Annotated in this window: 16 protein-coding genes; all 16 read right to left on the bottom strand. The window is 72.9% G+C overall.

Going from position 1 to position 23,517, the window contains the following annotated elements:
• Positions 1 to 261: 261 nt before the first annotated feature.
• Positions 262 to 1,233, bottom strand: a complete 972-nt coding sequence (gene galE / locus RND61_RS12900) for a UDP-glucose 4-epimerase GalE (RefSeq protein WP_315878040.1) — start codon at positions 1,231 to 1,233, stop codon at positions 262 to 264.
• A gap of 82 nt (positions 1,234 to 1,315) precedes the next feature.
• Complete coding sequence (locus tag RND61_RS12895) at positions 1,316 to 2,599, bottom strand: nucleotide sugar dehydrogenase (protein WP_315878039.1); 1,284 nt, start codon at positions 2,597 to 2,599, stop codon at positions 1,316 to 1,318.
• Positions 2,596 to 4,224 carry a glycosyltransferase family 2 protein gene (locus tag RND61_RS12890; RefSeq protein ID WP_315878038.1) on the bottom strand — a complete coding sequence of 543 codons (1,629 nt, stop codon included), beginning with the start codon at positions 4,222 to 4,224 and terminating at the stop codon, positions 2,596 to 2,598. Before RND61_RS12890 ends, RND61_RS12895 begins: the two co-directional genes overlap by 4 nt.
• A gap of 12 nt (positions 4,225 to 4,236) precedes the next feature.
• Positions 4,237 to 5,253, bottom strand: coding sequence for a Gfo/Idh/MocA family protein (locus RND61_RS12885; RefSeq protein WP_315878037.1), 1,017 nt, complete (start codon positions 5,251 to 5,253; stop codon positions 4,237 to 4,239).
• A complete protein-coding gene (locus RND61_RS12880) occupies positions 5,250 to 6,368 on the bottom strand; it encodes a DegT/DnrJ/EryC1/StrS family aminotransferase (protein WP_315878036.1) in 1,119 nt (372 codons plus the stop codon). The genes RND61_RS12885 and RND61_RS12880 overlap by 4 nt, the downstream gene beginning before the upstream one ends.
• A gap of 337 nt (positions 6,369 to 6,705) precedes the next feature.
• Positions 6,706 to 10,800, bottom strand: a complete 4,095-nt coding sequence (locus RND61_RS12875) for an Rne/Rng family ribonuclease (protein WP_315878035.1) — start codon at positions 10,798 to 10,800, stop codon at positions 6,706 to 6,708.
• A 234-nt stretch (positions 10,801 to 11,034) separates the two neighbouring features.
• Positions 11,035 to 11,817, bottom strand: coding sequence for a TIGR03936 family radical SAM-associated protein (locus RND61_RS12870; RefSeq protein WP_315878034.1), 783 nt, complete (start codon positions 11,815 to 11,817; stop codon positions 11,035 to 11,037).
• Positions 11,818 to 12,464: 647 nt separating this feature from the next.
• Entirely contained in the window at positions 12,465 to 14,387 is a 1,923-nt protein-coding gene (locus RND61_RS12865; RefSeq protein WP_315878033.1) for a TIGR03960 family B12-binding radical SAM protein, read from the bottom strand.
• Positions 14,388 to 14,467: 80 nt separating this feature from the next.
• A complete protein-coding gene (locus RND61_RS12860; protein WP_315878032.1) occupies positions 14,468 to 15,973 on the bottom strand; it encodes a CYTH and CHAD domain-containing protein in 1,506 nt (501 codons plus the stop codon).
• Positions 15,974 to 16,022: 49 nt separating this feature from the next.
• Complete coding sequence (gene rodA / locus RND61_RS12855; RefSeq protein WP_315878031.1) at positions 16,023 to 17,225, bottom strand: rod shape-determining protein RodA; 1,203 nt, start codon at positions 17,223 to 17,225, stop codon at positions 16,023 to 16,025.
• A gap of 9 nt (positions 17,226 to 17,234) precedes the next feature.
• On the bottom strand, positions 17,235 to 19,427 hold the full coding sequence (mrdA, locus tag RND61_RS12850; RefSeq protein WP_315878030.1) for a penicillin-binding protein 2: 2,193 nt from the start codon (positions 19,425 to 19,427) through the stop codon (positions 17,235 to 17,237).
• Between the two features lie 67 nt (positions 19,428 to 19,494).
• Positions 19,495 to 20,160, bottom strand: coding sequence for a rod shape-determining protein MreD (gene mreD, locus RND61_RS12845; protein ID WP_315878029.1), 666 nt, complete (start codon positions 20,158 to 20,160; stop codon positions 19,495 to 19,497).
• Positions 20,161 to 20,164: 4 nt separating this feature from the next.
• On the bottom strand, positions 20,165 to 21,157 hold the full coding sequence (gene mreC, locus RND61_RS12840; protein ID WP_315878028.1) for a rod shape-determining protein MreC: 993 nt from the start codon (positions 21,155 to 21,157) through the stop codon (positions 20,165 to 20,167).
• Between the two features lie 99 nt (positions 21,158 to 21,256).
• Positions 21,257 to 22,276: a rod shape-determining protein gene (locus RND61_RS12835; protein WP_315878122.1), complete on the bottom strand. Its 1,020-nt coding sequence runs from the start codon at positions 22,274 to 22,276 to the stop codon at positions 21,257 to 21,259.
• 260 nt (positions 22,277 to 22,536) lie between these two features.
• Positions 22,537 to 22,950, bottom strand: a complete 414-nt coding sequence (gene ndk / locus RND61_RS12830) for a nucleoside-diphosphate kinase (protein ID WP_315878027.1) — start codon at positions 22,948 to 22,950, stop codon at positions 22,537 to 22,539.
• Between the two features lie 213 nt (positions 22,951 to 23,163).
• Positions 23,164 to 23,517 carry a DUF4233 domain-containing protein gene (locus RND61_RS12825; RefSeq protein WP_315878026.1) on the bottom strand — a complete coding sequence of 118 codons (354 nt, stop codon included), beginning with the start codon at positions 23,515 to 23,517 and terminating at the stop codon, positions 23,164 to 23,166.

Here is a 23,517-nt window from a genome sequence, read left to right as displayed (position 1 = left end):
ATCCCCACCCTGCGGGCTCCGTCCAGGGGCCCGTGCCAAGGGCTCCGTCCGGGGAGAGCCGCCTCCCGGGGGCACCGTCCGGGCCCCGCCCGGGGGTTCCGTCGGGAGGGGCCCCGCCCGGGGCCTCCCTCCGGAGCCTCCACCCCGCGGGCTCCGTCCACGGGGGAGGACCCGTACCCGCGGGCTCCGTCCAGAGGGCCCGTACCGAGGGCTCCGTCCGGGGGCCCGGGGCGTGCGTCCCGGTCGGTGGGCGGGGGCGGGTCAGGCGGGGTGGCGCAGGGACCAGCCGCGCCAGGCCGACTCGACCATCTCGCGGATGCCGTAGCGGGCCGTCCAGCCCAGTTCCTCGCGGATCAGGTCCGCGGACGCGACCACCCGCGCCGGGTCGCCCGGGCGTCGCGGGGCGACCTCCAGGCCGCTGTCCGTGAACCCGGTGACCTCCTGGATCACGCGGACCATCTCCCGGACCGACACGCCCTCGCCGCGGCCCACGTTGAGCACCAGCTCCGCCCGCGGGTCCTCGACGAGCCGGCGCGCCGCGGCGAGGTGCGCGGAGGCGATGTCCTCGACGTGGATGTAGTCGCGGACGCACGTCCCGTCCGGCGTCGGGTAGTCGTCGCCGAAGACCAGCGGCGCCCGCCCGGCCGCGAGCCGCTCGAAGACCATCGGCACCAGGTTGTACGCGCCCTTGTCGGCCAGCTCGGGCGTGGCCGCGCCCGCCACGTTGAAGTAGCGCAGCGCGGCGGTGGCCATGCCGTGGGACCGGCCGGCCGCGCCGGTCATCCACTCCCCCACGAGCTTCGTCTCGCCGTACGGGTTGATCGGCGCGCACGGGGTCTTCTCGGTGACCAGGTCCACGTCGGGCGTCCCGTACACGGCGGCCGACGAGGAGAACAGGAACCGGCGGACACCGGCCGCGACGGCGGCGTCGAGGAGGACGCGCACGCCCTCCACGTTCTGCCGGTAGTAGAGGAGCGGCTTCGCCACCGACTCGGCGACCTGCTTCTTCGCCGCGGTGTGCACGATGCCGGTGACGGCGTGCTCGCGCAGGACGCGGTCGAGGAAGTCCCGGTCGAGGACCGAGCCGCTCTCCAGCGGGACGCCGGCGGGCAGCCGGTCGGCGCGTCCCGACGTCAGGTCGTCGACGACGACGACGGGCTCTCCCGCCGCGGTCATCGCCCGCACCACGTGCGAGCCGATGAAACCGGCGCCTCCGGTGATCAACCAGGTCATCGTGGAACCTCCAGCAGGTCGGCCCTGCCCCGCCGGACGGGCGGGACAGGGCCTGGGTGTCAGCGGCTGTGGAGCGCGGGTGTCAGCCGCCGATGACGACGCGGCGGACACCCTCCCAGCGGGCCGGGTCGGTGGTGCGGCGGCCGTCGACGAGGACCTTCACGTCCGGCAGGTCCGAGGCCGCCAGCTCGCGGTACTCGGCGTGGTCGGCCTGGAGGATCGCCGCGGTGACCTTCTCGCCCCGGTGCGGGGTGAGGCCGTGGGCGGCCAGCTCCTCGTCCGTGTACATCGGGTCGGAGACGTACGGGACGGCGCCGCGCGCCTTGAGCGCCTCGACGGTCGGGAAGACGCCGGAGAAGGCGGTCTCCTTGACGCCGCCGCGGTAGGCGGCGCCCAGCACGAGCACGCCCACGTCCTTCAGGTCGCCGTAGGCGGCGGCCAGCAGGTCGACGGCGTACTCCGGCATCGCGGCGTTCGCCTCGCGCGCGGAGCGGACGACGGTCGCCTCCGGGTCGTTCCACAGGTACATCCGCGGGTAGATCGGGATGCAGTGGCCGCCGACGGCGATGCCCGGCTGGTGGATGTGGCTGTAGGGCTGGGAGTTGCAGGCCTCGATGACCTTCTTGACGTCGATGTCGTTCTTGTCGGCGAAGCGGGCGAACTGGTTCGCCAGGCCGATGTTGACGTCGCGGTACGTGGTCTCGGCGAGCTTGGCGAGCTCGGACGCCTCGGCGGTGCCGAGGTCCCACACGCCGTTCGGCCGCGGCAGGTCGGCGCGCTCGTCGAAGTCGAGGACCTGCTCGTAGAACTCGACGCCGCGCCGGGTGGACGCCTCGTCGATGCCGCCGACGAGCTTCGGGTAGCGGCGCAGGTCGGCGAAGACGCGGCCGGTGAGGACGCGCTCCGGGGAGAAGACCAGGTGGAAGTCCTCGCCGGCGGTGAGGCCGGAGCCCTGCTCCAGCATCGGCGCCCAGCGGGTGCGGGTGGTGCCGACGGGGAGGGTCGTCTCGTACGAGACGAGGGTGCCCGGCTTGAGGCCCTTGGCGATGGCCCGGGTGGCGGAGTCCATCCAGCCGAAGTCGGGGGTGCCCTCGGCGTCCACGAACAGCGGGACGACCACGACGACGGCCTCGGACCGCGCGACGGCGGCGGCGGTGTCCGTGGTGGCGGTGAGCAGGCCGGCGTCGACGGCCTTCTTCAGCTTGACGTCCAGGTCGTGCTCGCCGGGGAAGGGCTCGGTGCCGGCGTTGACCAGCTCCACGACCTTCTCGTTGACGTCGGCGCCGATGACCTTGTGGCCCTTGTCGGCGAACTGCACGGCGAGCGGCAGACCGATCTTGCCGAGCGCGACTACACAGATGTTCATCGGGTCAGTTTCCTCTTCACACGGGACAGGACGCGGCGCAGTCGCAGGCTGGCGCCGGGCGGGGGCTCCCACAGCGGGGCCGTGGTGATGACCAGCCGCCCCTTGGCGTCGGCGGTGGCGGAGAGCCGGTACGGGACCTTCTCGCGCCAGCGCCGGGCCAGGGGCAGCGGCGCCCCCTGTGTCTTGACGGGGATCTCGTACGTCGAGCCTGCCACATCCAGGTAGGCGCGGACGCCGAGCCTGGCCCGGATCGGCGGGAGCGGGACGCGGGTCAGCAGCACGGTCCCGGTGCCGTCCGCCGCCGCCTCCTGGCTGGTCCCGCCCGCGAGGGGGGGCAGTTCGGTGCCGACGGGGACGCGGCGGCCACCGGGCTTGTCGGCGCTCTTCGGCAGGGCCCCGTCGGCGAGGCGCACGGTCGCGGTGCCGGTCTCGCCGGTGACGGGGACGCGGACGGCGAGGGAGACGGCCATGTCGTCGCCGTCCTGCTCCCACGCGGCCGAGACCAGGCGCGTGCCGTCCGCGAGCTGCGCGGGCACGGCCTCGCCGACCACCTCGAACAGCCGGTCGGGCAGGCCGAGGGCGGGGTCGCGGAAGCCGGGGTAGCGCAGGTACGCGCGGCCGTCCTCCAGGAGCATCGGCGGGGCGCCGTGCTCCGCCTCGTCCTCGATGGCGCGGACCAGCAGGTCGACGGCGCCGCGCTGGGCGAGGGCGATCCGCACCCGCCGCCTGACGTCCATGGAGTCGCGCAGCGCGTCGGTGAAGTACGCGTCGGCCAGTTCGGCGATGCCGGCGCACACCTCGACCCGGGTGGCGCGGTCCAGGGACGGGAAGTCGCCCTGGACGAGCTTGGCGAGCTCCCACGTGAAGTGGCGCTTGAGGACCGCGTCGCGCTTCGGCCCGGCCTCGATGAGCCGCGCCGTGTGCTCCATGATCTGCGCGGTGCAGCGCAGCCGGGAGAGGTGGTCGGCGCGGTAGGTGATGTTGGACGCGTCGCCGCGCTTCACCGCGTAGTAGTACGTGTAGTCGGCGAGGACGGAGATCTTCCTCGCGCGGACGCACGCCTCGATGGTGAACGGCTGGTCGGAGCCGACCGGCATGTCCTCGGGGAAGCGCAGCTTGTGCTGCTCGACGAGGTCCCGCCGGAACAGCTTGGTGTTGGCGAGCGTGAACGGCAGCGCCGAGTCGTACAGGCTGACGTCGGGGTCGTTCCGCTGGTAGAGCGCCTGGTGGACGTACCGGCCGTTGGTGCCGACCATCTTGCCGACGACGACGTCGGAGCCGTGCTCGTCGGCGCACTTCACCATGCGCTCCAGTGCCTCCCGGCCGAGGCGGTCGTCGGAGCCGACGAAGTACACGTAGCGGCCGGTGGCCACCTCCAGGGCCCGGTTGCTGGGAGCGGCCGGGCCACCGGAGTTGGCCTGGTGGATGACCTTCACGACGCCGGGGTACCGCTCCGCGAAGCGGTCGAGCTCCCGGCCGCTGTCGTCGGTCGAACCGTCGTCGACGGCCACGATCTCCAGGCGGTCCCTGCCGATGCTCTGCTTGACGAGCGAGTTCAGACACTCCGTCAGGTACGGCATCGTGTTGTAGACCGCCACGACGACGGTGACATCAGGTCTGGTCAAGGGAGATTACCCCTACCCCTTTGCCGCGCCGTCGAGACGGATCGTGTCGCCGGTCGCGGCGGACTCCAGGACGGCCGCGGCGACCTCCACGGTCCGCAGGCCCTGCCGCAGCGTGCAGATGTCGTCGGACTTGCCGAGGACCGCGTCGCGGAACAGCTCGTGCTCCACGAGGAGCGGCTCCCGCTTCGGGATCGCGTACCGGACCATGTCGCCCTCGGCGACCCCGCGGAAGGCGCGCAGGGCCTCCCACTCGGTGGCGACGGCGGCGTTGGAGTAGAACGTCAGGTCGGCGGTGAGGGTGTCGGCGATGAAGCAGCCGCGCTCACCGGTGACGGACGTGAAGCGCTCCTTGAGCGGGCTCAGCCAGTTGACCAGGTGGCTGACCATCGTCCCGTCGGAGAGCTGGCCGACGGCGGACACCATGTCCTCGTGCGGGCGGCCCGACTTGGACACCGTGTGCGCGGCGATCGACGTGTACGTCTGGCCGGTGACCCAGCCGGTGAGGTCGATGTCGTGGGTGGCCAGGTCCTTGACGACGCCGACGTCCGCGATGCGGTGCGGGAAGGGGCCCTGGCGGCGCGTGACGACCTGGTACACGTCGCCCAGCTCGCCGGCCTCCAGGCGGGCGCGCAGGGAGCGCAGCGCCGGGTTGCACCGCTCGATGTGGCCGACGCCGGCGACCAGGCCGCGCGACTCGAACGCCTCGACGAGGCGGCGGGCGCCGTCGACGGTGTCCGCGACGGGCTTCTCGATGAGCGCGCACACGCCGGCCTCGGCCAGCTTCAGGCCGACCTCCTCGTGGAGGGCGGTCGGGCAGGCGACGACGGCGTAGTCCACGCCGAGGGCGAGCAGTTCCTCGACGGTGGCGAGGACGGGGGCGCCCTGCGCCCAGCCGTTCTTGTCGCCCATCGGGTCGACGACGCCGACGAGCTGGACGCCCTCCAGCCCGGCGAGGACGCGGGCGTGGTGGCGGCCCATGGAGCCGAGGCCGACGAGGCCGGCCCGGAGCGTTCCGGTGGTGGCGGTCACAGGTCCTCCCCCAGCGCGTTCACGGCGGTGACGATCCGCTCCAGGTCGTTCCGGGTCAGCGACGGGTGGACGGGCAGGGAGACGACCTGGGCGGCCGCCTTCTCCGTCTCCGGCAGGTCCCAGTGGCGGCCGGCCTTCTGGTCCGGCTCCCAGTACGGCTTCAGGCGGTGGATCGGCGTCGGGTAGTACACGGCGTTGCCGACGCCGGCCTCGGTGAGCTTCGCCATGGCGGCGTCGCGGTCGCCGAGGACGCGGATCGTGTACTGGTGGTAGATGTGGCGCGCGCCCTCGGCGACGACCGGGGTCACCACGTTCGGCGCGGTGATGTGCTCGGAGAGGTACGCGGCGTTGGCGATGCGCTGCTCGGTCCAGCCGTTCAGCTTCGCGAGCTGGACGCGGCCCACGGCGGCGGCGACGTCGGTCATGCGCATGTTGGCGCCGACGATCTCGTTGGCGTACCGCTGTTCCATGCCCTGGTTGCGCAGCAGGCGCAGGGTGCGGGCGATCTCCGCGTCCGCGACCGTGACCATGCCGCCCTCGAGGGAGTGCATGTTCTTGGTCGGGTAGAAGCTGAACGTGCCGCCGACGCCGAACGCGCCGACCGGGGTGCCGTGGAGGGCGGCGGCGTGCGCCTGGCAGGCGTCCTCGACGACGGCCAGCTTGTGCTTGTCGGCGATGGCCATGATCTCGTCCATCGCGGCCGGGTGGCCGTACAGGTGCACCGGCATGATCGCGACCGTGCGCGGGGTGATGGCGGCCTCGACGGCGGCCGGGTCCACGCAGAAGGTGTCCGGGTCGATGTCGACGAAGACGGCGTCGGCGCCGACCAGCCGGATCACGTTGGCGGAGGCCGCGAAGGAGAACGACGGCACGATGACCTCGTCACCCGGGCCGACGTTCAGGGCCATCAGGAGAAGGTGCAGCGCCGAGGTGCCGGAGTTGACGGCAACGCAGTGGCGGCCCTGGACGAGGTCGGCGAAGCCCTCCTCGAAGGCCGCCACCTCCGGGCCCTGCACGACGCGGCCGCTGCGCAGTACGCGTACGGCGGCTTCGATCTCTTCTTCACCGATGACCGGGCGGGCAGCGGGGATGGGCTGCTCGTTGACGCTCGGCATGGACGTCCTCCTTGAACACCGCAAGAGCTCTATGTGGCAGAGGTCCGGGGTGTGCGTACGTCTCGTCGTGAGCGCGCGTCTACCCCTCCGGCGCGATGCCGACGCCCTACCGATGACGGCCGGGACGGGTCCGGCCCGGAACCGAGTCGCACACCGCCCGCACGCTCCGGTGGGGAACGGTGAACGGCATCGACCCGCGTCACATTATCAGGAATGTCTCTGCCAATTTCCGGGCCGTTAAGGGCCGGAAGCATCGATTCTGAAACAAAATCCATGCCCCGCCCCGCAGGAATGCGAGGCGGGACACAGATCATTTCGGCCACGCTCCACCGAGCGTTCAGTCCTCCGTGACCACCGTCACGGAAGGCTCCGACGACTGCTCGGCGGCAGCGGTCTTCTTGGCCGACTTGGCGGTCTTCGCCGCCTTGGCCGTCTTCGCCGTCTTCGACGCCGCCTTGGTGGCCGTGGCCTTGGTGGCCGTGGCCTTGGTGGCCGTGGCCTTCTTGGCGGTCGTCTTCTTCGCCGCGGTCTTCTTGGCCGCCGTCTTCTTGGCGGCGGTCTTCTTGGCCGTGGCCTTCTTGGCGGCGGTCTTCCGGGCGGGCTTCTCGGCGGCCGGGGCCTCCGGCTCGGCGGCGGCCCCCGCCTCGGCGGGCTCCGCTTCCGCCTCCGCCGGAGCGGGCTCCGCCGGGGCCGACGGGCTGCTCACGACGACGATCGCGGCCTCCTGCGCGCCCGACGGCGAACCGGCGGGAGCGGTGACCTTGCGGACCACCCGGCGGCGTGCCCGCGGCGGGGCCGCCGCGGGCGCGGGCGCCTCGACGGCCGGCTCCTCGGCCACCGGCGCCTCGGGAGCGACCGGCGCCTCGGGAGCGGCCGGTGCCTCGGGGGCTGCGGGGGCCACGACGACGGCGGCCTCGGCGGCCTTCGGCGATCCGGCCGGCGCGGTCGCCTTGCGGGTGGCACGGCGGCGCGTACGGCCCTGCGGCGCGGCCTCGGCGGGCGCCTCGGGCGCGGCCTCGGTGACCTCGGCGGTCTCCGGCGTGACGGCGGCCGGCTCCGGCTCGGCGGCCGGGGCGGCCACCTCCGGCTCCGTCACCGTCGCGGGCTCGGCGACCGGGGTCACCGGGGCCTCCACGACCGGCGCGGTCTCCGCGGCGCGCGGCGCGCCGGCCGGGGCGGACGCCCTGCGGCTCGCACGGCGGCGCGTACGGCCGCGGGCCGCGGCGGCCTCGGCCTCGGCGGCGCTGGAGTACAGCTCCTCGTCCGGGGCGAACGCCGGCTCCGGCTCGGCGGCCGGGGCGGGCGCCTCGGCCTGCGGGGCCTCGACGGCGGCGGGCGCCTCGGCGGCCTCGGCGGGCTCGACGTACTCGTGCGGCTGCTCGACGTGCTCGTGCTGCTCGGCGCCGCCGCGACCGCGCTTGCGGGACCGCTTGCCGCCACCGCCGCCCGCGGTGCCGGGCTGCTCCATGTGGACGATGACGCCGCGGCCGTTGCAGTGGACGCAGGTCTCGGAGAACGACTCCAGCAGTCCCTGGCCGACCCGCTTGCGGGTCATCTGGACCAGGCCCAGCGACGTGACCTCGGCCACCTGGTGCTTCGTCCGGTCCCGGCCCAGGCACTCCAGCAGGCGCCGCAGCACCAGGTCCCGGTTGGACTCCAGCACCATGTCGATGAAGTCGATGACGACGATGCCGCCCAGGTCGCGCAGGCGCAGCTGCCGGACGATCTCCTCGGCCGCCTCCAGGTTGTTCCTGGTGACGGTCTCCTCCAGGTTGCCGCCCTGGCCGGTGAACTTGCCGGTGTTGACATCGATCACGACCATCGCCTCGGTCTTGTCGATCACCAGCGAGCCGCCGGACGGCAGCCACACCTTCCGGTCGAGCGCCTTCATCAGCTGCTCGTCGATCCGGTACGTCGCGAAGACGTCGACCTCGGAGGTCCAGCGCTGCAGCCGGTCCGCCAGGTCGGGCGCGACGTGCGACACGTAGCCGTGGATGGTCTCCCACGCCTCGTCGCCGCTGACGATGACCTTCGAGAAGTCCTCGTTGAAGATGTCGCGGACGACGCGGACGGTCATGTCCGGCTCGCCGTACAGGAGCGTCGGGGCGTTGCCGCCCTTCGCCTTCTGCTGGATCTCCTCCCACTGCGCCTGGAGCCGCTCGACGTCGCGGCGCAGCTCGTCCTCGCTGGCGCCCTCGGCGGCGGTGCGCACGATGACGCCCGCGTCCTCGGGGACGATCTTCTTGAGGATGGTCTTCAGCCGGGCCCGCTCGGTGTCGGGCAGCTTGCGGCTGATGCCGGTCATCGAGCCCTCGGGCACGTACACCAGGTACCGGCCGGGCAGGGAGACCTGGCTGGTGAGGCGGGCGCCCTTGTGGCCGATGGGGTCCTTCGTCACCTGGACGAGGACGGACTGGCCGGACTTGAGCGCGGTCTCGATGCGGCGCGGCCCGTTGGCCATGCCGAGCGCCTCGAAGTTGACCTCGCCGGCGTACAGGACGGCGTTGCGGCCCTTGCCGATGTCGACGAACGCGGCCTCCATGGACGGCAGCACGTTCTGGACCTTGCCCAGGTAGACGTTGCCGACGTACGAGGTCGCCTGCTCCTTGTTGACGTAGTGCTCGACGAGCACGTTGTCCTCGAGGACGCCGATCTGCGTGCGGTCGCCGTGCTGGCGGACGACCATGACCCGCTCGACGGCCTCGCGGCGGGCGAGGAACTCGGCCTCGGTGATGATCGGGACGCGGCGGCGGCCCTGCTCGCGGCCTTCGCGGCGGCGCTGCTTCTTCGCCTCCAGGCGCGTGGAGCCCTTGATGGACTGCACCTCGTCGGACGGCTCGGCCTTGGGGCGCGGCTCGCGGACCTTGACGACCGTGCGGACGCCGTCCTCCTCGGTGGCCGCCTCGGCCTCCGCGGCGGGCTCACCGCTGCGGCGGCGACGGCGGCGACGGCGGCGCGAGCTGCTCGTACCGGCGGCGGACGGGGTGGCGTCGCCCTCGGACTCGGACTCGTACTCGGCGTCGGTCTCGGCGGACTCGTCGCGGTCGTCCTCGTCGTCCTCCTCCTCGGCGGCCTCGGCGGTCTCGTCGTGGTCGTCCGCGTCGGCGGACTCGCCGCGGCGGCGACGGCGGCCGCCCCGGCGGCGGCGGCGCGACGGGCGCTCCTCGAACTCGTCCTGCTCGTCGCCCTCGGCGGCGGCCTCCTCGGGCTCCTCCTCGGCGGCCTCGGGCTCGGCCTCCTCCACGGGAGCGGGCTCGGCGGGGCGTACGGCCTCGGCGGGCTCGCCGCGGCGGCGACGGCGACGGCGGCCACCGGTCTCGGCGCGCTCGGCGGCGGGCTCGACGGCCTCGGCCGTCTCCTCCTCCGCCTCGGCGGCGGCTTCCGCGGCCTCGGCGGCGGCGGCCGCGGCTGCCGCGGCGGCGGTCTCCGGGGTCTGGAACATCGGCTCGGTGAAGACCGGGGCCTGGAACACCGGCACGGCGGGGCGCGCCGGGCGGCGGCCGCGCTCGGGGCCCTGCGGGGCCTCGGCGGTGAACTGCGGGGAGGTCGCGCGGCGGCGCGTACGGCCCCGGGAGGCGGCCTGCTCGGCGGCGGCGACCCGACCGGGTTCCTCGGTGGTGATCTGCGCGACGGTGGCGGCGGGCAGGCTCTCGCCCACCTCGGCCTCGGTCTCGGTCTCCTCGGCGGGCACGGGCTCCGGCCGCGTGACCGGCGCAGTGGCCTTGCGGGTGGCACGGCGGCGCGTACGAGCCGGAGCAGCCGGCTCCTCGGCGGCGGGCGCGGGCGCTTCGACGGGCGCGGGGGCCTCGACGGGCGCGGCAGGAGCCTCGGTGGCCTCCGCGGCCTGCGACGCCTCGACGGCGGGCGCGGTCGCCTTGCGGGTCGCACGGCGGCGCGTACGAGCCGGGGCGGCCGGCTCCTCGGCGGCGGGAACCTCGGCAGCAGGGCTCTCGACGGGCGCGGGGGCCTCGGCAGGCGCGGCAGGGGTCTCGACGACCTCTGCGGCCTGCGGCGCCTCGGCCGCGGGCGCAGTGGCCTTGCGGGTCGCACGACGACGCGTACGAGCCGGGGCGACCGGCTCCTCGGCGGCAGGCGCGGGGGCCTCGACGGGCGCGGCGGGGGCCTCGACGACCTCCGCGGCCTGCGACGCCTCGGCCGCGGGCGCAGTGGCCTTGCGGGTCGCACGACGACGCGGGCGCGCCGGTGCGGCGGCCTCGGGCGCGTCCCCGGAAGCGGCGGGCGTGTCGGACGCGGCGGCCTCGGCGGCCGGAGCGACCGTGGTCACGACGGTCTCGGGGGCGGTGTCCGCCGTGACCGGCGGACCCGCGGGGCGCGACGCGGCGCGGCGCCTGCGGCGCGGCGGCAGCGTGTCGCTGGGTGTGTTGTTGTCCTCGTTGATACCGGCGGTGCCGGTTTCGTTCGACTCGAGCATGCGGGCGGTTCTCCCGTCACGCTCCCGGGCGCCGCGCCTGTGTCCGGTCCGGCCGCGGCACCGCGTGATGCGCGGTGGCCGCCGTCCGGGGCGCGGGCGCCGCACGGGAGCTGTTATGTCTGGCTCGCCGGTTCCGTACGCCTTCTGCGTACGGCCTGGCGAAAGTCTCCTGTGTCTGTACGCGACCCGACCCAGGTGGCTCCGAGTGCCAGGGCCGCGCTTCGACGAACGCTCCTACGCGGAACCTGCACCTTCCGGCGCCGTCGCGGCGGCGGGTCCGGCGGCCTTGGAAGGGGCGGCCGTGACTGCCTCGCGGTCGGGCGCGAGCGGGTCGGTCACCGTGCCGGACTCCTCGTCGAAGAGCCCCTGCGCCAGCCTGGTCACCGCTGCGGGGACCGGCGGCGCCAGGTCGGCCACAGCTCGGAGACCGGACAGGACGTCGTCGGGTCGAACGGCAGGTGTCACGTGCCGAACAACCAGCCGCAGTATCGCACAGGGGCCGTCCAGCGGCCTATCAGCCGAAGCGGGAACGGTTTCGAGCCCCGCCACGGCGGCGCGGGCGTCGAAGGTGCGCAGGCCGTTCTTGGTCATGCGCTGCACGTCCACGGTGTCCGCCGCGAGGAACGCGGCGACGGCCCGCTCGGCGTCGGCCGGGTCGACCCCGTCGAGCCGCAGCTCCCACACGGAGGCGGTGAGCCGGTCGGCGAGGCCGGAGGTGCGGGCCTCGACGGCGTCGACGATGTCGAGGCCGCCGGGGAGGGACTCGTCGAGCAGCTCCCGCAGCTTCGCGGGGTCGCGCGGCTCGGTGAGCGCGATCTCCAGGTACTCGGCCTCGGAGGCCGTACCGGTCGGCGCGGCGTTCGCGTACGACACCTTGGGGTGGGGCGTGAAACCGGCCGAGTACGCCATGGGCACCTCGGCGCGGCGCAGCGCGCGCTCGAACGCGCGCTGGAAGTCTCGATGGCTGGTGAACCGGAGGCGGCCGCGCTTGGTGTAGCGCAGTCGGATGCGCTGCACCGCCGGTGCGGGCGGCGGGCCTTCGGGCTGTCGCTTGCCCAGTGGTTCTTCTCCTCGGTGCGGGGCGGCGCGGTGGCGCGCCGCCCACCGGATGCGGTGGACGTCCCGGGGGACCCGCCCGGATCACCCCCGCTGGTGCGGGGAGACCTCGGGGGCGGGCGCCGCGCCGGGAGCAGTCGTCGTCCTACCCAGGGTACGCGCAGGAACGCGCCCCTCTCCCACGGGTCGCGCGGCGGGGCCCGCACCGGCCGGCGCGCGGCGCCACCCCCGGGAGGGCGGGGACACGGGGAGGAAACGGCCCGGGGGGCGCGGAACCGTGCGGCGGGACCCCTCGCACACCGGGCGGGACGACGGCCCGGGCGGATGGGCGGGACGTACGGTCCGCACCGACGGGTCAGGACGGTCGGACAGGACGCACGGCCCGGGCCGACGGTCCGGGCTCACGGGCGGGGCGCACGGGCGGGGCGCACGGCCCGGGCCGACAGGCGGGGCGGCGGTCCGGACGGGCGGTCTGACGGCCGTCGCCGGGCGGCCCCCGGTCCGCGCCACGGCGGGCGCTCCCCGGTCCCCGCCCCCGTAACGCGACGGCCCGCCCCGGGGTCTCCCCCGGGACGGGCCGTTGTCAGGGCGTCACGCCTCGTCGGCGGCTACTTGACGACCGTGAGCGGAAGCAGCTTCTTGCCGGTCGGGCCGATCTGGATGTGGGTGTCCATCTGGGGGCAGACGCCGCAGTCGAAGCAGGGCGTCCAGCGGCAGTCCTCGACCTCGGTCTCGTCGAGGGCGTCCTGCCAGTCCTCCCACAGCCAGTCCTTGTCCAGGCCGGAGTCCAGGTGGTCCCAGGGCAGGACCTCCTCGTAGGTGCGCTCGCGCGTCGTGTACCAGTCGACGTCGACGCCGTACTGCGGCAGCGTCTTCTCGGCGCACTCCATCCAGCGGTCGTACGAGAAGTGCTCGCGCCAGCCGTCGAAGCGGCCGCCGTCCTCGAACACGGCGCGGATGACGGCGCCGACGCGCCGGTCGCCGCGCGACAGGAGGCCCTCGACGATGCCCGGCTTGCCGTCGTGGTAGCGGAAGCCGATCGAGCGGCCGTACTTCTTGTCGCCGCGGATCTTGTCGCGGAGCTTCTCCAGGCGGGCGTCGGTCTCCTCGGCGGAGAGCTGCGGCGCCCACTGGAACGGCGTGTGCGGCTTGGGCACGAAACCGCCGATGGAGACCGTGCAGCGGATGTCGTTGGACCTCGACACCTCGCGGCCCTTGGCGATGACGTTCGCCGCCATGTCGGCGATCTGGAGGACGTCGTCGTCGGTCTCCGTGGGGAGGCCGCACATGAAGTACAGCTTCACCTGGCGCCAGCCGTTGCCGTACGCCGTGGCGACCGTGCGGATCAGGTCCTCCTCCGAGACCATCTTGTTGATGACCTTGCGCAGGCGCTCGGAGCCGCCCTCGGGGGCGAAGGTGAGACCGGACCGGCGGCCGTTGCGCGTCAGCTCGTTGGCCAGGTCGACGTTGAACGCGTCGACACGGGTCGAGGGGAGCGACAGGCCGATCTTGTCGTCCTCGTAGCGGTCCGCGAGGCCCTTGGCGACGTCGCCGATCTCGGAGTGGTCCGCGGAGGACAGGGAGAGCAGGCCGACCTCCTCGAAGCCGGTCGCCTTGAGGCCCTTGTCGACCATCTCGCCGATGCCGGTGATGCTTCGCTCCCGCACGGGGCGCGTGATCATGCCGGCCTGGCAGAAACGGCAGCCGCGGGTGCAGCCGCGGAAGATCTCGACGGACATCCGCTCGTGGACCGTCTCGGCGAGCGGGACGAGCGGCTGCTTCGGGTACGGCCACTCGTCGAGGTCCATGACCGTGTGCTTCGACACGCGCCACGGCACCCCGGACCGGTTGGGCACGACGCGGCCGATGCGGCCGTCCGACAGGTACTCCACGTCGTAGAAGCGCGGGATGTACACGCCGCCGGTCCGCGCCATGCGGAAGAGGACTTCCTCACGGCCGCCGGGGCGGCCCTCGGCCTTCCACGCGCGGATGATGTCGGTGATCTCCAGGACGGCCTGCTCGCCGTCGCCGATCACCGCGGCGTCGATGAAGTCAGCGATCGGCTCGGGGTTGAACGCGGCGTGGCCGCCGGCGAGGACGATCGGGTCGTCGAGCGTGCGCTCGCGCGCCTCCAGCGGGATGCCCGCCAGGTCGAGCGCGGTGAGCATGTTGGTGTAGCCCAGCTCGGTGGAGAAGCTCAGGCCGAAGACGTCGAACGCGCCGACCGGGCGGTGGCTGTCCACCGTGAACTGCGGCACGCCGTGCTCGCGCATCAGCTTCTCCAGGTCGGGCCACACGCTGTACGTGCGCTCGGCGAGGACGCCCTCGCGCTCGTTCAGCACCTCGTAGAGGATCATGACGCCCTGGTTGGGAAGACCGACCTCGTACGCGTCGGGGTACATGAGCGCCCAGCGGACGTCGCAGCTCTCCCACGGCTTGACCGTGGAGTTGAGCTCGCCTCCGACGTACTGGATCGGCTTCTGCACATGCGGGAGCAGAGCTTCGAGCTGTGGGAAGACCGACTCAGGCATTTCGGGGAACCTTCGTGAGCTGACGGGGGCGGCCCTCAAGCGTAACGCGCCCGGGGCCGCCCCCCGGTACGGCGAACGGCTCAGCCGTCCAGACCCCGGAGCGACACCTTCGCCCACGCCTCCGGCAGCTCCCGCTCCCTGGCCGCTGCCGCGGCCTCCTCCCGGGCGTAGAGGAGGCCCCAGGTGAAGGACGACTCCCCCGCGCCGTTCGCCTGGACGGCGAGGTTCCGGAGGGCTTCGCGGGCGACGACGCTGTCCTGGTGGTCACCGAGGAGCCGCTGGACCGCCTTCATCCCCTTGGCGAGGCGCCGCGCGGGCCTGCCGAGGACGGGGGCGGCCGGCTCGGCGGAGTACCGGGCGCGCTTGGCGGCCTTCCGCGCCTCGTGGAGGGCCGTGTCCCGCTCGGGGCCGGGGTCGAGCGCCAGGGCGCGTTCGAGACGGGCCGCCACGCGCGCGTAGTCCTTCCCGATCGCCTTGGCCAACACCTTCTCCGGGGCCTTCGCCGCGGCGGGGCGCAGCGGCGGGTCGGCGAGGAGGGTGTCCAGGGCGTCGAGGAGGGCCAGGTAGCGGTCGCCGTCGAGGATCTCCAGGAGGCGGCCGCGCGAGCCGGCCTCGCGGGCGGCGGACCAGCGGCGGAGGCGACCGCGCACCGGGCCGAGCTGGAGGGTGCGCGGGACCGTGTCGAGGGCCGCGAGCAGGCGCGCGTCGAGCACCTCCCGGTCGCGGTCGACGCCCAGTTCGGCGGCGAGCCACTTCAGCTCGGCGGCGAGGGGGGCGGTGGCCTCCCGGTCGAGGACCGCGCGGTGGCTGCGGAGGGCGCTGCGCAGGCGGCGGGTGGCGACGCGCATCTGGTGGACGGCGTCGGGCCGGTCGCGGCGCAGGCCGGCGTCGTGGTCGAGGAGGGCGTCGACCTGGGCGCGGAGGTAGGCCAGGACGTGGTCGCCGGCCGTGCCGTCCGGCGCGGGGGGCCGGGCCGCACGGGGTGGGGTGCCGGTCTCCTCCAGGGCCCGGGCGAGCTTGGAGGGGGACGCGGCGGGGCGGATGCCGGCCTTGCGGAGCCGCTTGCCGACGGCGTCCAGCAGCGCCGGGTCGCCGCCGTCCGCGAGTTCCACCTCGATCTCGGTCCACCGCGCGGTGCCGCCGCCCCCGGTGAGGCGTTCGGCGTGAACGGTGTCGGTGCTCAGTTCGGCGAGGAGGCCGCCGTCCCCGTCGAGGAGGTGGCGCACGTCGCGGGAGGAGCGCAGCCGTACGACGGGGGCGAGGGCGTCGCCGCGGGTGCGGGCGCGGACGAGCGCGGCGAGGGACGGCGGCACGTCGTCGTCGAGGGGCGCGCCGATCTCGTCGCGGACCCCGGGGGCGACGGGCAGTTTGAGGTGCCAGCCCGCGTCGCCGCCGCCGGTGCGGCGGCGCAGGGTGATGGAGTGCGCGGCGAGGCGCAGGCCGGGGGTGTCGTAGTAGACGGCGTCGAGGTCCGCGGTGCCCGCGTCGACGACGCGGGACACCCCGCGGACCCGGGTGAGGTCCGGCACCCTCGTGTCGGTGGTGGCTTCGTACTTTCGCTCGATTTCGCGTTTTGTCTCCGCCATGTACCGAATGTAGTCCAACGCGCCGTTGGACCGTTGCGCCCGGGTGCGCCTATGCCGTCATGGGCCGTTGGGAGCGGATGGACTGGAGCAGGCCGACGGCGATCCACACGGCGAACATGGACGAGCCGCCGTAGGAGACGAACGGCAGGGGCAGGCCGGCGACGGGCATGATGCCGAGGGTCATGCCGATGTTCTCGAAGGACTGGAAGGCGAACCAGGCGATGATGCCGGCGGCGACGATCGTGCCGTACAGCTCGGTCGTCTCGCGGGCGATGCGGCAGGCGCGCCACATGACGAGGCCGAGCAGGGCGATGATCGTGCCGGCGCCGAGGAAGCCGAGCTCCTCGCCTGCGACGGTGAAGATGAAGTCGGTCTGCTGCTCGGGGACGAACTGGCCGGTCGTCTGGTGGCCGTTGAAGAGTCCCGCGCCGTACAGGCCGCCGGAGCCGATGGCGATGCGGGCCTGGTTGGTGTTGTAGCCGACACCGGCGGGGTCGAGTTCGGGGTTGGCGAACGCGGCGAAGCGGTTGATCTGGTACTCGTCGAGGACGCCGAGCACGGCGACGAGGACCGCGCCGGTGACACCGGCGCCGATCAGGCCGAAGATCCACCGGTTGGAGGCGCCGGAGGCGAGGAGCACGCCGAGGACGATCACGACCATGACCATCACGGAGCCGAGGTCCGGCATCAGCATGACGATCGCCATGGGGAGGACCGCGAGGACCAGCGACTTGGCGACGGTGCGGTGGTCGGGGTGGAGTTGGTCCCCGGCGTCGACGCGTGCCGCGAGCAGCATCGCCATGCCGAGGATGATCGTGACCTTCACGAACTCGGATGGCTGGAGGGAGAAGCCGCCGCCGAGGACGATCCACGCGTGGGCGCCGTTGATGGTGGCGCCCAGCGGGGTGAGGACGAGCAGCACGAGCACGACGGAGAGGCCGTACAGGAAGGGCACAGCGCCGCGCAGGGTGCGGTGGCCCAGCCAGATCGTGCCGACCATCAGGGCGATGCCGATGCTCGTGTTCAGCAGGTGCTTGAAGAGGAACGAGTACGGGTCGCCCTGGGTGAGCTCGGTGCGGTTGCGGGTGGCCGACCACACGAGGAGCGCGCCGACGAGGGAGAGGGCCAGCGCCGAGAACAGCAGCGGCCAGTCGAGGCGGCGCACCAGGGAGTCGCGGGCGGTGAGCCTGGCCCACAGGCCGCCGGGCTCGGGGGCGTACCGGGGGACGGAGAAGGCGTTGGTTCCGGGCATGGTGGTCGGTCAGTCCCTCCAGACCGGCGGCGGGCCGGCCAGGCCCTGTTGTCCGCCGTCCTGTCCGTCGCCCTTCTTGGGCTTCTGCGCTTCGGGGTCGTACGGCTTGACGGTGGGCGCCTCGATGGTGCCGTCGGGCTGGATCTTCGGCAGGTCCTTCTGCGGCTTGGGCAGGAGGGCCCGCTTGAGGTCCTGGTTGCCCTCGTCGTCGAGGCCGTAGAGGGCGTCGTAGATGTTGCGGACCGCGGGGCCGGAGGCGCCGGAGCCGGTGCCGCCCTGGGAGATCGTCATGACGATCGTGTAGTCGTCGGTGTAGGTGGCGAACCACGAGGTGGTCTGCTTGCCGTACACCTGGGCGGTGCCGGTCTTGGCCCGCATCGGGATCTTGTCCTGCGGCCAGCCGCCGAACCGCCAGGCGGCGGTGCCGCCGGGCTCGACGACGGAGCGCAGGCCCTTGTCGAGGTCGCTGATGGTCTCGGCGTCGACCGGCAGCCTGCCGCGGGACTTGGGCTTGATCTCCTGGACCTTCTTGCCGTCGGGGCTGATCAGGGCCTTGCCGATGGTGGGCGCGAAGAGGGTGCCGCCGTTGCTGATGGCGGCGTAGGCGGTGGCGAGCTGGACGGGCGTGATGAGGACGTCGCCCTGGCCGATGGCGAAGTTGATGCTGTCGAACGCCTTCAGCTGGTTGCCTTCGAGACAGTTCTCGTAGGCGATCTGCTCGACGTAGGTGCCGCCCTTCTTGCCCTGCTTGCACCAGGAGTCCTTGTTGGCCTCCCAGAACCTCTGCTTCCACTGGCGGTCGGGGATGCGTCCGCTGACCTCGTTCGGCAGGTCGATGCCGGTCTCGGAGCCGAAGCCGAAGTCGTGGGCGGTCCGGTAGAACCAGTCGTGGGCGTTCTTGTTCGGCTTGAGGCCGCCGTCGCGCTGCCACTCCTTGTGGCCGAGGGCGTAGAAGACGGTGTTGCAGGAGTACTTGAGGGCGTCCCCGAGGGTGATCGGGCCGTGCCCCTTGGACTCGAAGTTCGCGAAGCTCCGGCCGCCGAGGCTGTAGGAGCTGCTGCAGTTGTAGCGGTTGTCGAAGGGGTAGCCGGCCCGCACGGCCGCGCTCGCCGACACGACCTTGAAGACGGAGCCGGCGGGCGACTGGCCCTGGATGGCCCGGTTGAGCAGCGGGTAGTTGGAGTTCTTGCTGGTGAGCCTGGCGTACTCGGTGCCGGAGATGCCGCCGACCCAGGCGTTGGGGTCGTAGTCGGGCTGGGAGGCCATCGCGACGACGCGGCCGGTCTTGGACTCCATGACGACGACGGCGCCCGCGTCCGCCTTGTAGGGGCGGCCGGTGACCCTGTCGGTCTCCTTGCGGACGTTCTTCATCGCCTGGTGGAGCTCGTACTCGGCGACGGCCTGGACGCGGGCGTCGATGGAGGTGACGAGGGTGGAGCCGGGGACCGCCGGGTCGTTCTCCGCCTGGCCGAGGACGCGGCCGAGGTTGTCGACCTCGTAGCGGGTGACGCCGGCCTTGCCGCGCAGGTACTTGTCGTAGGTGCGCTCGATGCCGGAGCGGCCGACCTGGTCGGAGCGGAGGAACGGCGAGTCGGTGTCCTTGGCCTTCTCGATCTCCTCGTCGGTGACGGGCGAGAGGTAGCCGAGGACCTGCGCGGTGCGGGCCTTGCCGGGGGCCGGGTAGCGGCGTACGGCGGTGGGCTCGGCGGTGATGCCGGGGAAGTCCTCGGCGCGTTCGCGGATCTGCAGGGCCTGCTGCGTGGTCGCCTCGTCGGTGATGGGGATCGGCTGGTAGGGGGAGCCGTTCCAGCAGGGCTGCGGGGTCTTGGCGTCGCAGAGGCGGACCTTGTCCATGACCTCCTTGGGCGTCATGCCGAGGACGCCGGCGAGGCGGGTGAGGACGCCCTTGCCGCGGTCCTCCATGCGCATGAGCTTGGTGCGGGAGGCCGAGACGACCAGGCGGGTCTCGTTGTCGGCGAGGGGCACGCCGCGGGCGTCGAGGATGGTGCCGCGCACGGCGGGCTGGACGACCTGCTGGACGTGGTTGTTCTTCGCCTCGTTGGTGTACTCCTCGCCGTTGCGGATCTGGAGGTACCACAGGCGGCCGAGGAGGGTGAGGAGCAGGGAGAAGACGAGGACCTGGATGACGATGAGGCGGATCTGGACCCGCGGGGTCCGGCCCGTCTCGGGAATGTTGCTCAAGACTCCCTCCCCCGGACGTCTCGGTTCGTTCGTGTCGCGTGCCGCTCTCGTCGCGGTCGGGCCGGCCTCACAGGCGCTTGACCCCCTTGATGCGGGCGGCGCGGGCGGCCCTGCCGCGGGCGGCCCGGGCGCGCAGCCCGCCGCGCCGTTCACCGACGCGCAGACCGGTGCCGCCGGCCGTCCAGCTCGCGGTGACGTCGCCGCCGGCGGTGGCGGGCTCGGCGAGCGGGTCGTTGTCGGCCCGCCGGGCCAGCGCCATGATCCACGGCACGGTGAACGGCGCGAGCAGCAGGTCGTAGACGACGGCGGTGAGGATCAGCGAGGCGAGGCCGACGTGGCGGGCCCCGGTGTCGCCGACGAGGGCGCCGACGCCCGCGTACAGCAGCGTGGAGCCGATGGCGGCGGCGACGACCATGACCATCGGGCCGGCCGCGGACCGGGGCTGGCCGGTCTCCGGCCTGGTGAGCCCCGCGACGTAGCCGATGACGCACAGGACCAGGGCGTAGCGGCCGACGGCGTGGTCGGCGGGCGGGGCGAGGTCGGCGAGGAGGCCGGCGGCGAAGCCGATGAGGGCGCCGCTGACGTGCCCGTACACCATGGACAGGCTGAGGACGGTCAGCAGGACCAGGTCGGGGACGGCGCCGGGCAGGTGGAGGCGGGCGAGGACGGAGACCTGGACGACGAGGGCGACGACGACCAGGGTGCTGGAGAGCAGGATCCGGTTGAAGCGCATGGGACTACTCCTGCTCCTGCTCGTCGGTGCGGGGGGTCACGCCGGGCTGGGCGTTCATCCGCTCGTCCTGCTCGCCCTGCGGCTGCTCGCCGCCCGGGGACGGGGTGACCGTCACGGTGACCGTCGGGGCGGGCTTCGGCTTGGCGGGCAGGACCGTGTCGCGCGGGTCGGTGCGGGGGGCCTGGACGACGACGCCGACGATGTCGAGGCGGCTGAACCCGGCGTACGGGCGGACGAACAGCCGGCGGGTCAGGTCGCCGCTGGACGGATCGACGCGGATGACCTCGCCGACGGGCACGCCGGGCACGAAGGGGCGGTCGGCCTGGGAGCCGAAGGTGACGAGCCGGTCGCCGGGCTTCACCTTCGCCTTGCCGTTGAGGAGCTGCACCGACAGCGGGCGCTCGCCCTGGCCGGTGGCGAAGCCCAGCTCGTTGGTGCGCTCTATCCGCGTGCCGACCGTGAAGTCCGGGTCGTTGGCGAGCAGCACGGTCGCGGTGGAGGGGCCGACAGTGGTGACGCGGCCGACGAGCCCGTCGCCGTTGATGACGGTCATGTCGCGGCGGATGCCGTCCCGGGAGCCGGCGTCGATGGTGACCGTCCAGGAGAAGCCCTGGGCGGCCCCTATGGCGACGACCTCGGCCGCCTTGATGCCGTACTGTCCCGCGCCGGCCGTCCTGAGCAGCTTGTCCAGCTCGCGGACGCGGTTGCGGTTGCGGTCGTCGCTGCCGAGCTTCACCTTCAGCTCGGCGTTCTCCCTCTCCAGCTGCGCGATGCGGCTGTGGCGCTCACCGGAGTCCCGTACGGCCCCGATCGCGTTGCCGATGGGGTCCACCGCGGACGCGACGCTGTTCTCGACCGGACCGAAGACGGTGGCGGCGACGCGCCGGGCTCCGTCGACCGGTGACTCCTCACCGCCGCGGATGTCCACCGTGATCAGCGCGAACGCGACGGCGACCAGAAGCGCCAGAAGCAGCCGGCTCTCTTTCGTGTCCCTCACGTGGGGCGGCCGTGCCTTCCTCGTAGGAATGTTTGTGCCGTTATACCAACGATCAGCCGTACGGGCCTGGCAACACCCGTACGGCTGATCGCGCACGCGCTATCTGCGGGGCTGGGCGTCCAGGACCTGCTGGAGCGCCTCGAACTCCTCGACGCACTTGCCGGAACCCAGCGCCACCGAGTCCAGCGGGTCCTCGGCGATGTGGATGGGCATGCCCGTCTCCTGGCGCAGCCGCTCGTCGAGGCCGCGCAGCAGGGCGCCGCCGCCGGTGAGGACGATGCCGCGGTCCATGATGTCGCCGGACAGCTCGGGCGGGCACTTGTCGAGGGTCGTCTTCACGGCGTCGACGATGGCGTTGACGGGCTCCTCGATGGCCTTGCGTACCTCCGAGGCGGAGATGACGACGGTCTTCGGCAGGCCGGAGACCAGGTCGCGGCCGCGGATCTCGGTGTGCTCGTCCTCGCCGAGCTCGTACGCCGAACCGATGGTGATCTTGATCTGCTCGGCGGTGCGCTCGCCGAGGAGGAGGCTGTACTCCTTCTTGACGTGCTGGATGATCGCGTTGTCCAGCTCGTCGCCGGCGACCCGGATGGACTGCGCGGTGACGATCCCGCCGAGGGAGATGACGGCGACCTCGGTCGTGCCGCCGCCGATGTCGACGACCATGTTGCCCGTGGCCTCGTGGACCGGCAGGCCCGAGCCGATGGCGGCCGCCATGGGCTCCTCGATGATGTGCACCTGCCGCGCGCCGGCCTGGGTGGACGCCTCGATGACCGCGCGGCGCTCGACGCCCGTGATGCCGGACGGCACGCAGACGACGACGCGGGGGCGGGCGAGATAGCGGCGCTTGTGGATTTTCAGGATGAAGTAGCGGAGCATCCGCTCGGTGATCTCGAAGTCCGCGATCACCCCGTCCTTCAGCGGGCGCACCGCGACGATGTTGCCGGGGGTCCGGCCGATCATCTTCTTCGCCTCTGCGCCGACCGCCAGGATGCCGCCGGTATTGGTGTTGATGGCGACGACCGACGGCTCGTTGAGGACGATGCCGCGACCCCTGACGTACACCAGCGTGTTGGCGGTCCCGAGGTCGACAGCCATGTCACGGCCGATGAACGACATTGAGTTCCCCTTGTTTCCCATGAGGAGCGCCGGGCCTTCCCATAGAGCGTTGACGGCTTCTCAGGACGGCGCGCTGGATCGTGTGGAGCGGAGGATTCCATCGTAGTGCCGCTTCCGCGAACACGGCGCGGTGGTCCGCCTCTATATAGGTGACGAAGTGTCGGAGCGATGCGTTCCCGGTCTCCCCCGTCATATGCCGAAGGGCGACCGAAATACCACTCGGTCGCCCCAGGTCGTGAGCGCGTATGGCTGACAGGAGGTCAGGAAAGGCCGGGGAAGAAAATCTTCAGTTCCCGAATGGCGGACTCCTCGGAGTCCGAAGCGTGGATCAGGTTCTCCCGGACGATGGTGCCGTAGTCGCCCCGGATGGAGCCGGGCGCCGCGGCGATCGGGTCCGTCGGGCCGGCGAGCTGGCGCACGCCCTCGATGACCCGCTCCCCCTCGACGACCACCGCGACGACGGGCCCGGAGGACATGAACGTGACGAGCGGCTCGTAGAAGGGCCGCCCGACGTGCTCGGCGTAGTGCTGCTCCAGGATCGCCCGGTCCAGCGTGCGCATCTCCAGCGCGGTGACGCTCCAGCCGGCCTTGCGCTCGATGCGGCCGATGATCTCGCCGATCAGCCCGCGCCGGACGGCGTCGGGCTTGAGGAGGACGAGGGTGCGCTGGGTCATGGTGTGCGGCTCCTTGCAGGCGTTCGTGCGGTGCACAGAGGTTACAGGGGGCCCCGAAAGGGAGGGGACCCCGGGCCGCGGCCCCGTCCCCGCGGGGTGCGGGGACCCCACCGTGAGCGGCGAGCCGTTCGTCATCGGCGGGCCGCCCCGCGCCCGCGGGGAACGACGAGCCGCCCGCGGCGCGTGGTGCGTCGTCCGGCACCGGCGGTACGGCTATGCCGAGGAGGCGCCGGCCTCGTTCTGGGCGGCCCAGCGGGCCTTCGCCTCGTCGATCTTGCGGCCGAAGTGGAGGGACGCCCACCACAGACCCGCGAAGACCGCGCCGAGGAAGAACATGACCGGGACGACGAAGCCGCTCAGGACGAGGGCGATCTGCAGCGCCCACCCCAGCTGGACTCCGCCCGGACGAGTGATCATGCCGCACAGCAGCAGGCTCACCCCCATCAGGACGCCGCACACCGCCCAGACGGTGCCCATGCCCAGCTCCGGGTCCTTCATCGCCACCAGGCCCGCGAAGCCCAGCACGAAGAACTCGCCGATCAGCGTCGAGGCGCAGAGCGTACGCAT

This window comes from Streptomyces tamarix (assembly GCF_032423885.1).
Classification (GTDB): domain Bacteria; phylum Actinomycetota; class Actinomycetes; order Streptomycetales; family Streptomycetaceae; genus Streptomyces; species Streptomyces tamarix.
This window is presented reverse-complemented; position numbering and strand designations above follow the sequence as displayed.

Coding starts and splice junctions, on each gene's coding strand:
- RND61_RS12875 (WP_315878035.1), bottom strand. CDS start 10,800: ATGCTCGAGTCGAACGAAACCGGCACCGCCGGTATCAACGAGGACAAC.
- galE (WP_315878040.1), bottom strand. CDS start 1,233: ATGACCTGGTTGATCACCGGAGGCGCCGGTTTCATCGGCTCGCACGTG.
- RND61_RS12865 (WP_315878033.1), bottom strand. CDS start 14,387: ATGCCTGAGTCGGTCTTCCCACAGCTCGAAGCTCTGCTCCCGCATGTG.
- RND61_RS12880 (WP_315878036.1), bottom strand. CDS start 6,368: ATGCCGAGCGTCAACGAGCAGCCCATCCCCGCTGCCCGCCCGGTCATC.
- RND61_RS12860 (WP_315878032.1), bottom strand. CDS start 15,973: ATGGCGGAGACAAAACGCGAAATCGAGCGAAAGTACGAAGCCACCACC.
- RND61_RS12895 (WP_315878039.1), bottom strand. CDS start 2,599: ATGAACATCTGTGTAGTCGCGCTCGGCAAGATCGGTCTGCCGCTCGCC.
- ndk (WP_315878027.1), bottom strand. CDS start 22,950: ATGACCCAGCGCACCCTCGTCCTCCTCAAGCCCGACGCCGTCCGGCGC.
- mreD (WP_315878029.1), bottom strand. CDS start 20,160: ATGCGCTTCAACCGGATCCTGCTCTCCAGCACCCTGGTCGTCGTCGCC.
- rodA (WP_315878031.1), bottom strand. CDS start 17,225: ATGCCCGGAACCAACGCCTTCTCCGTCCCCCGGTACGCCCCCGAGCCC.
- RND61_RS12825 (WP_315878026.1), bottom strand. CDS start 23,517: ATGCGTACGCTCTGCGCCTCGACGCTGATCGGCGAGTTCTTCGTGCTG.
- RND61_RS12835 (WP_315878122.1), bottom strand. CDS start 22,276: ATGTCGTTCATCGGCCGTGACATGGCTGTCGACCTCGGGACCGCCAAC.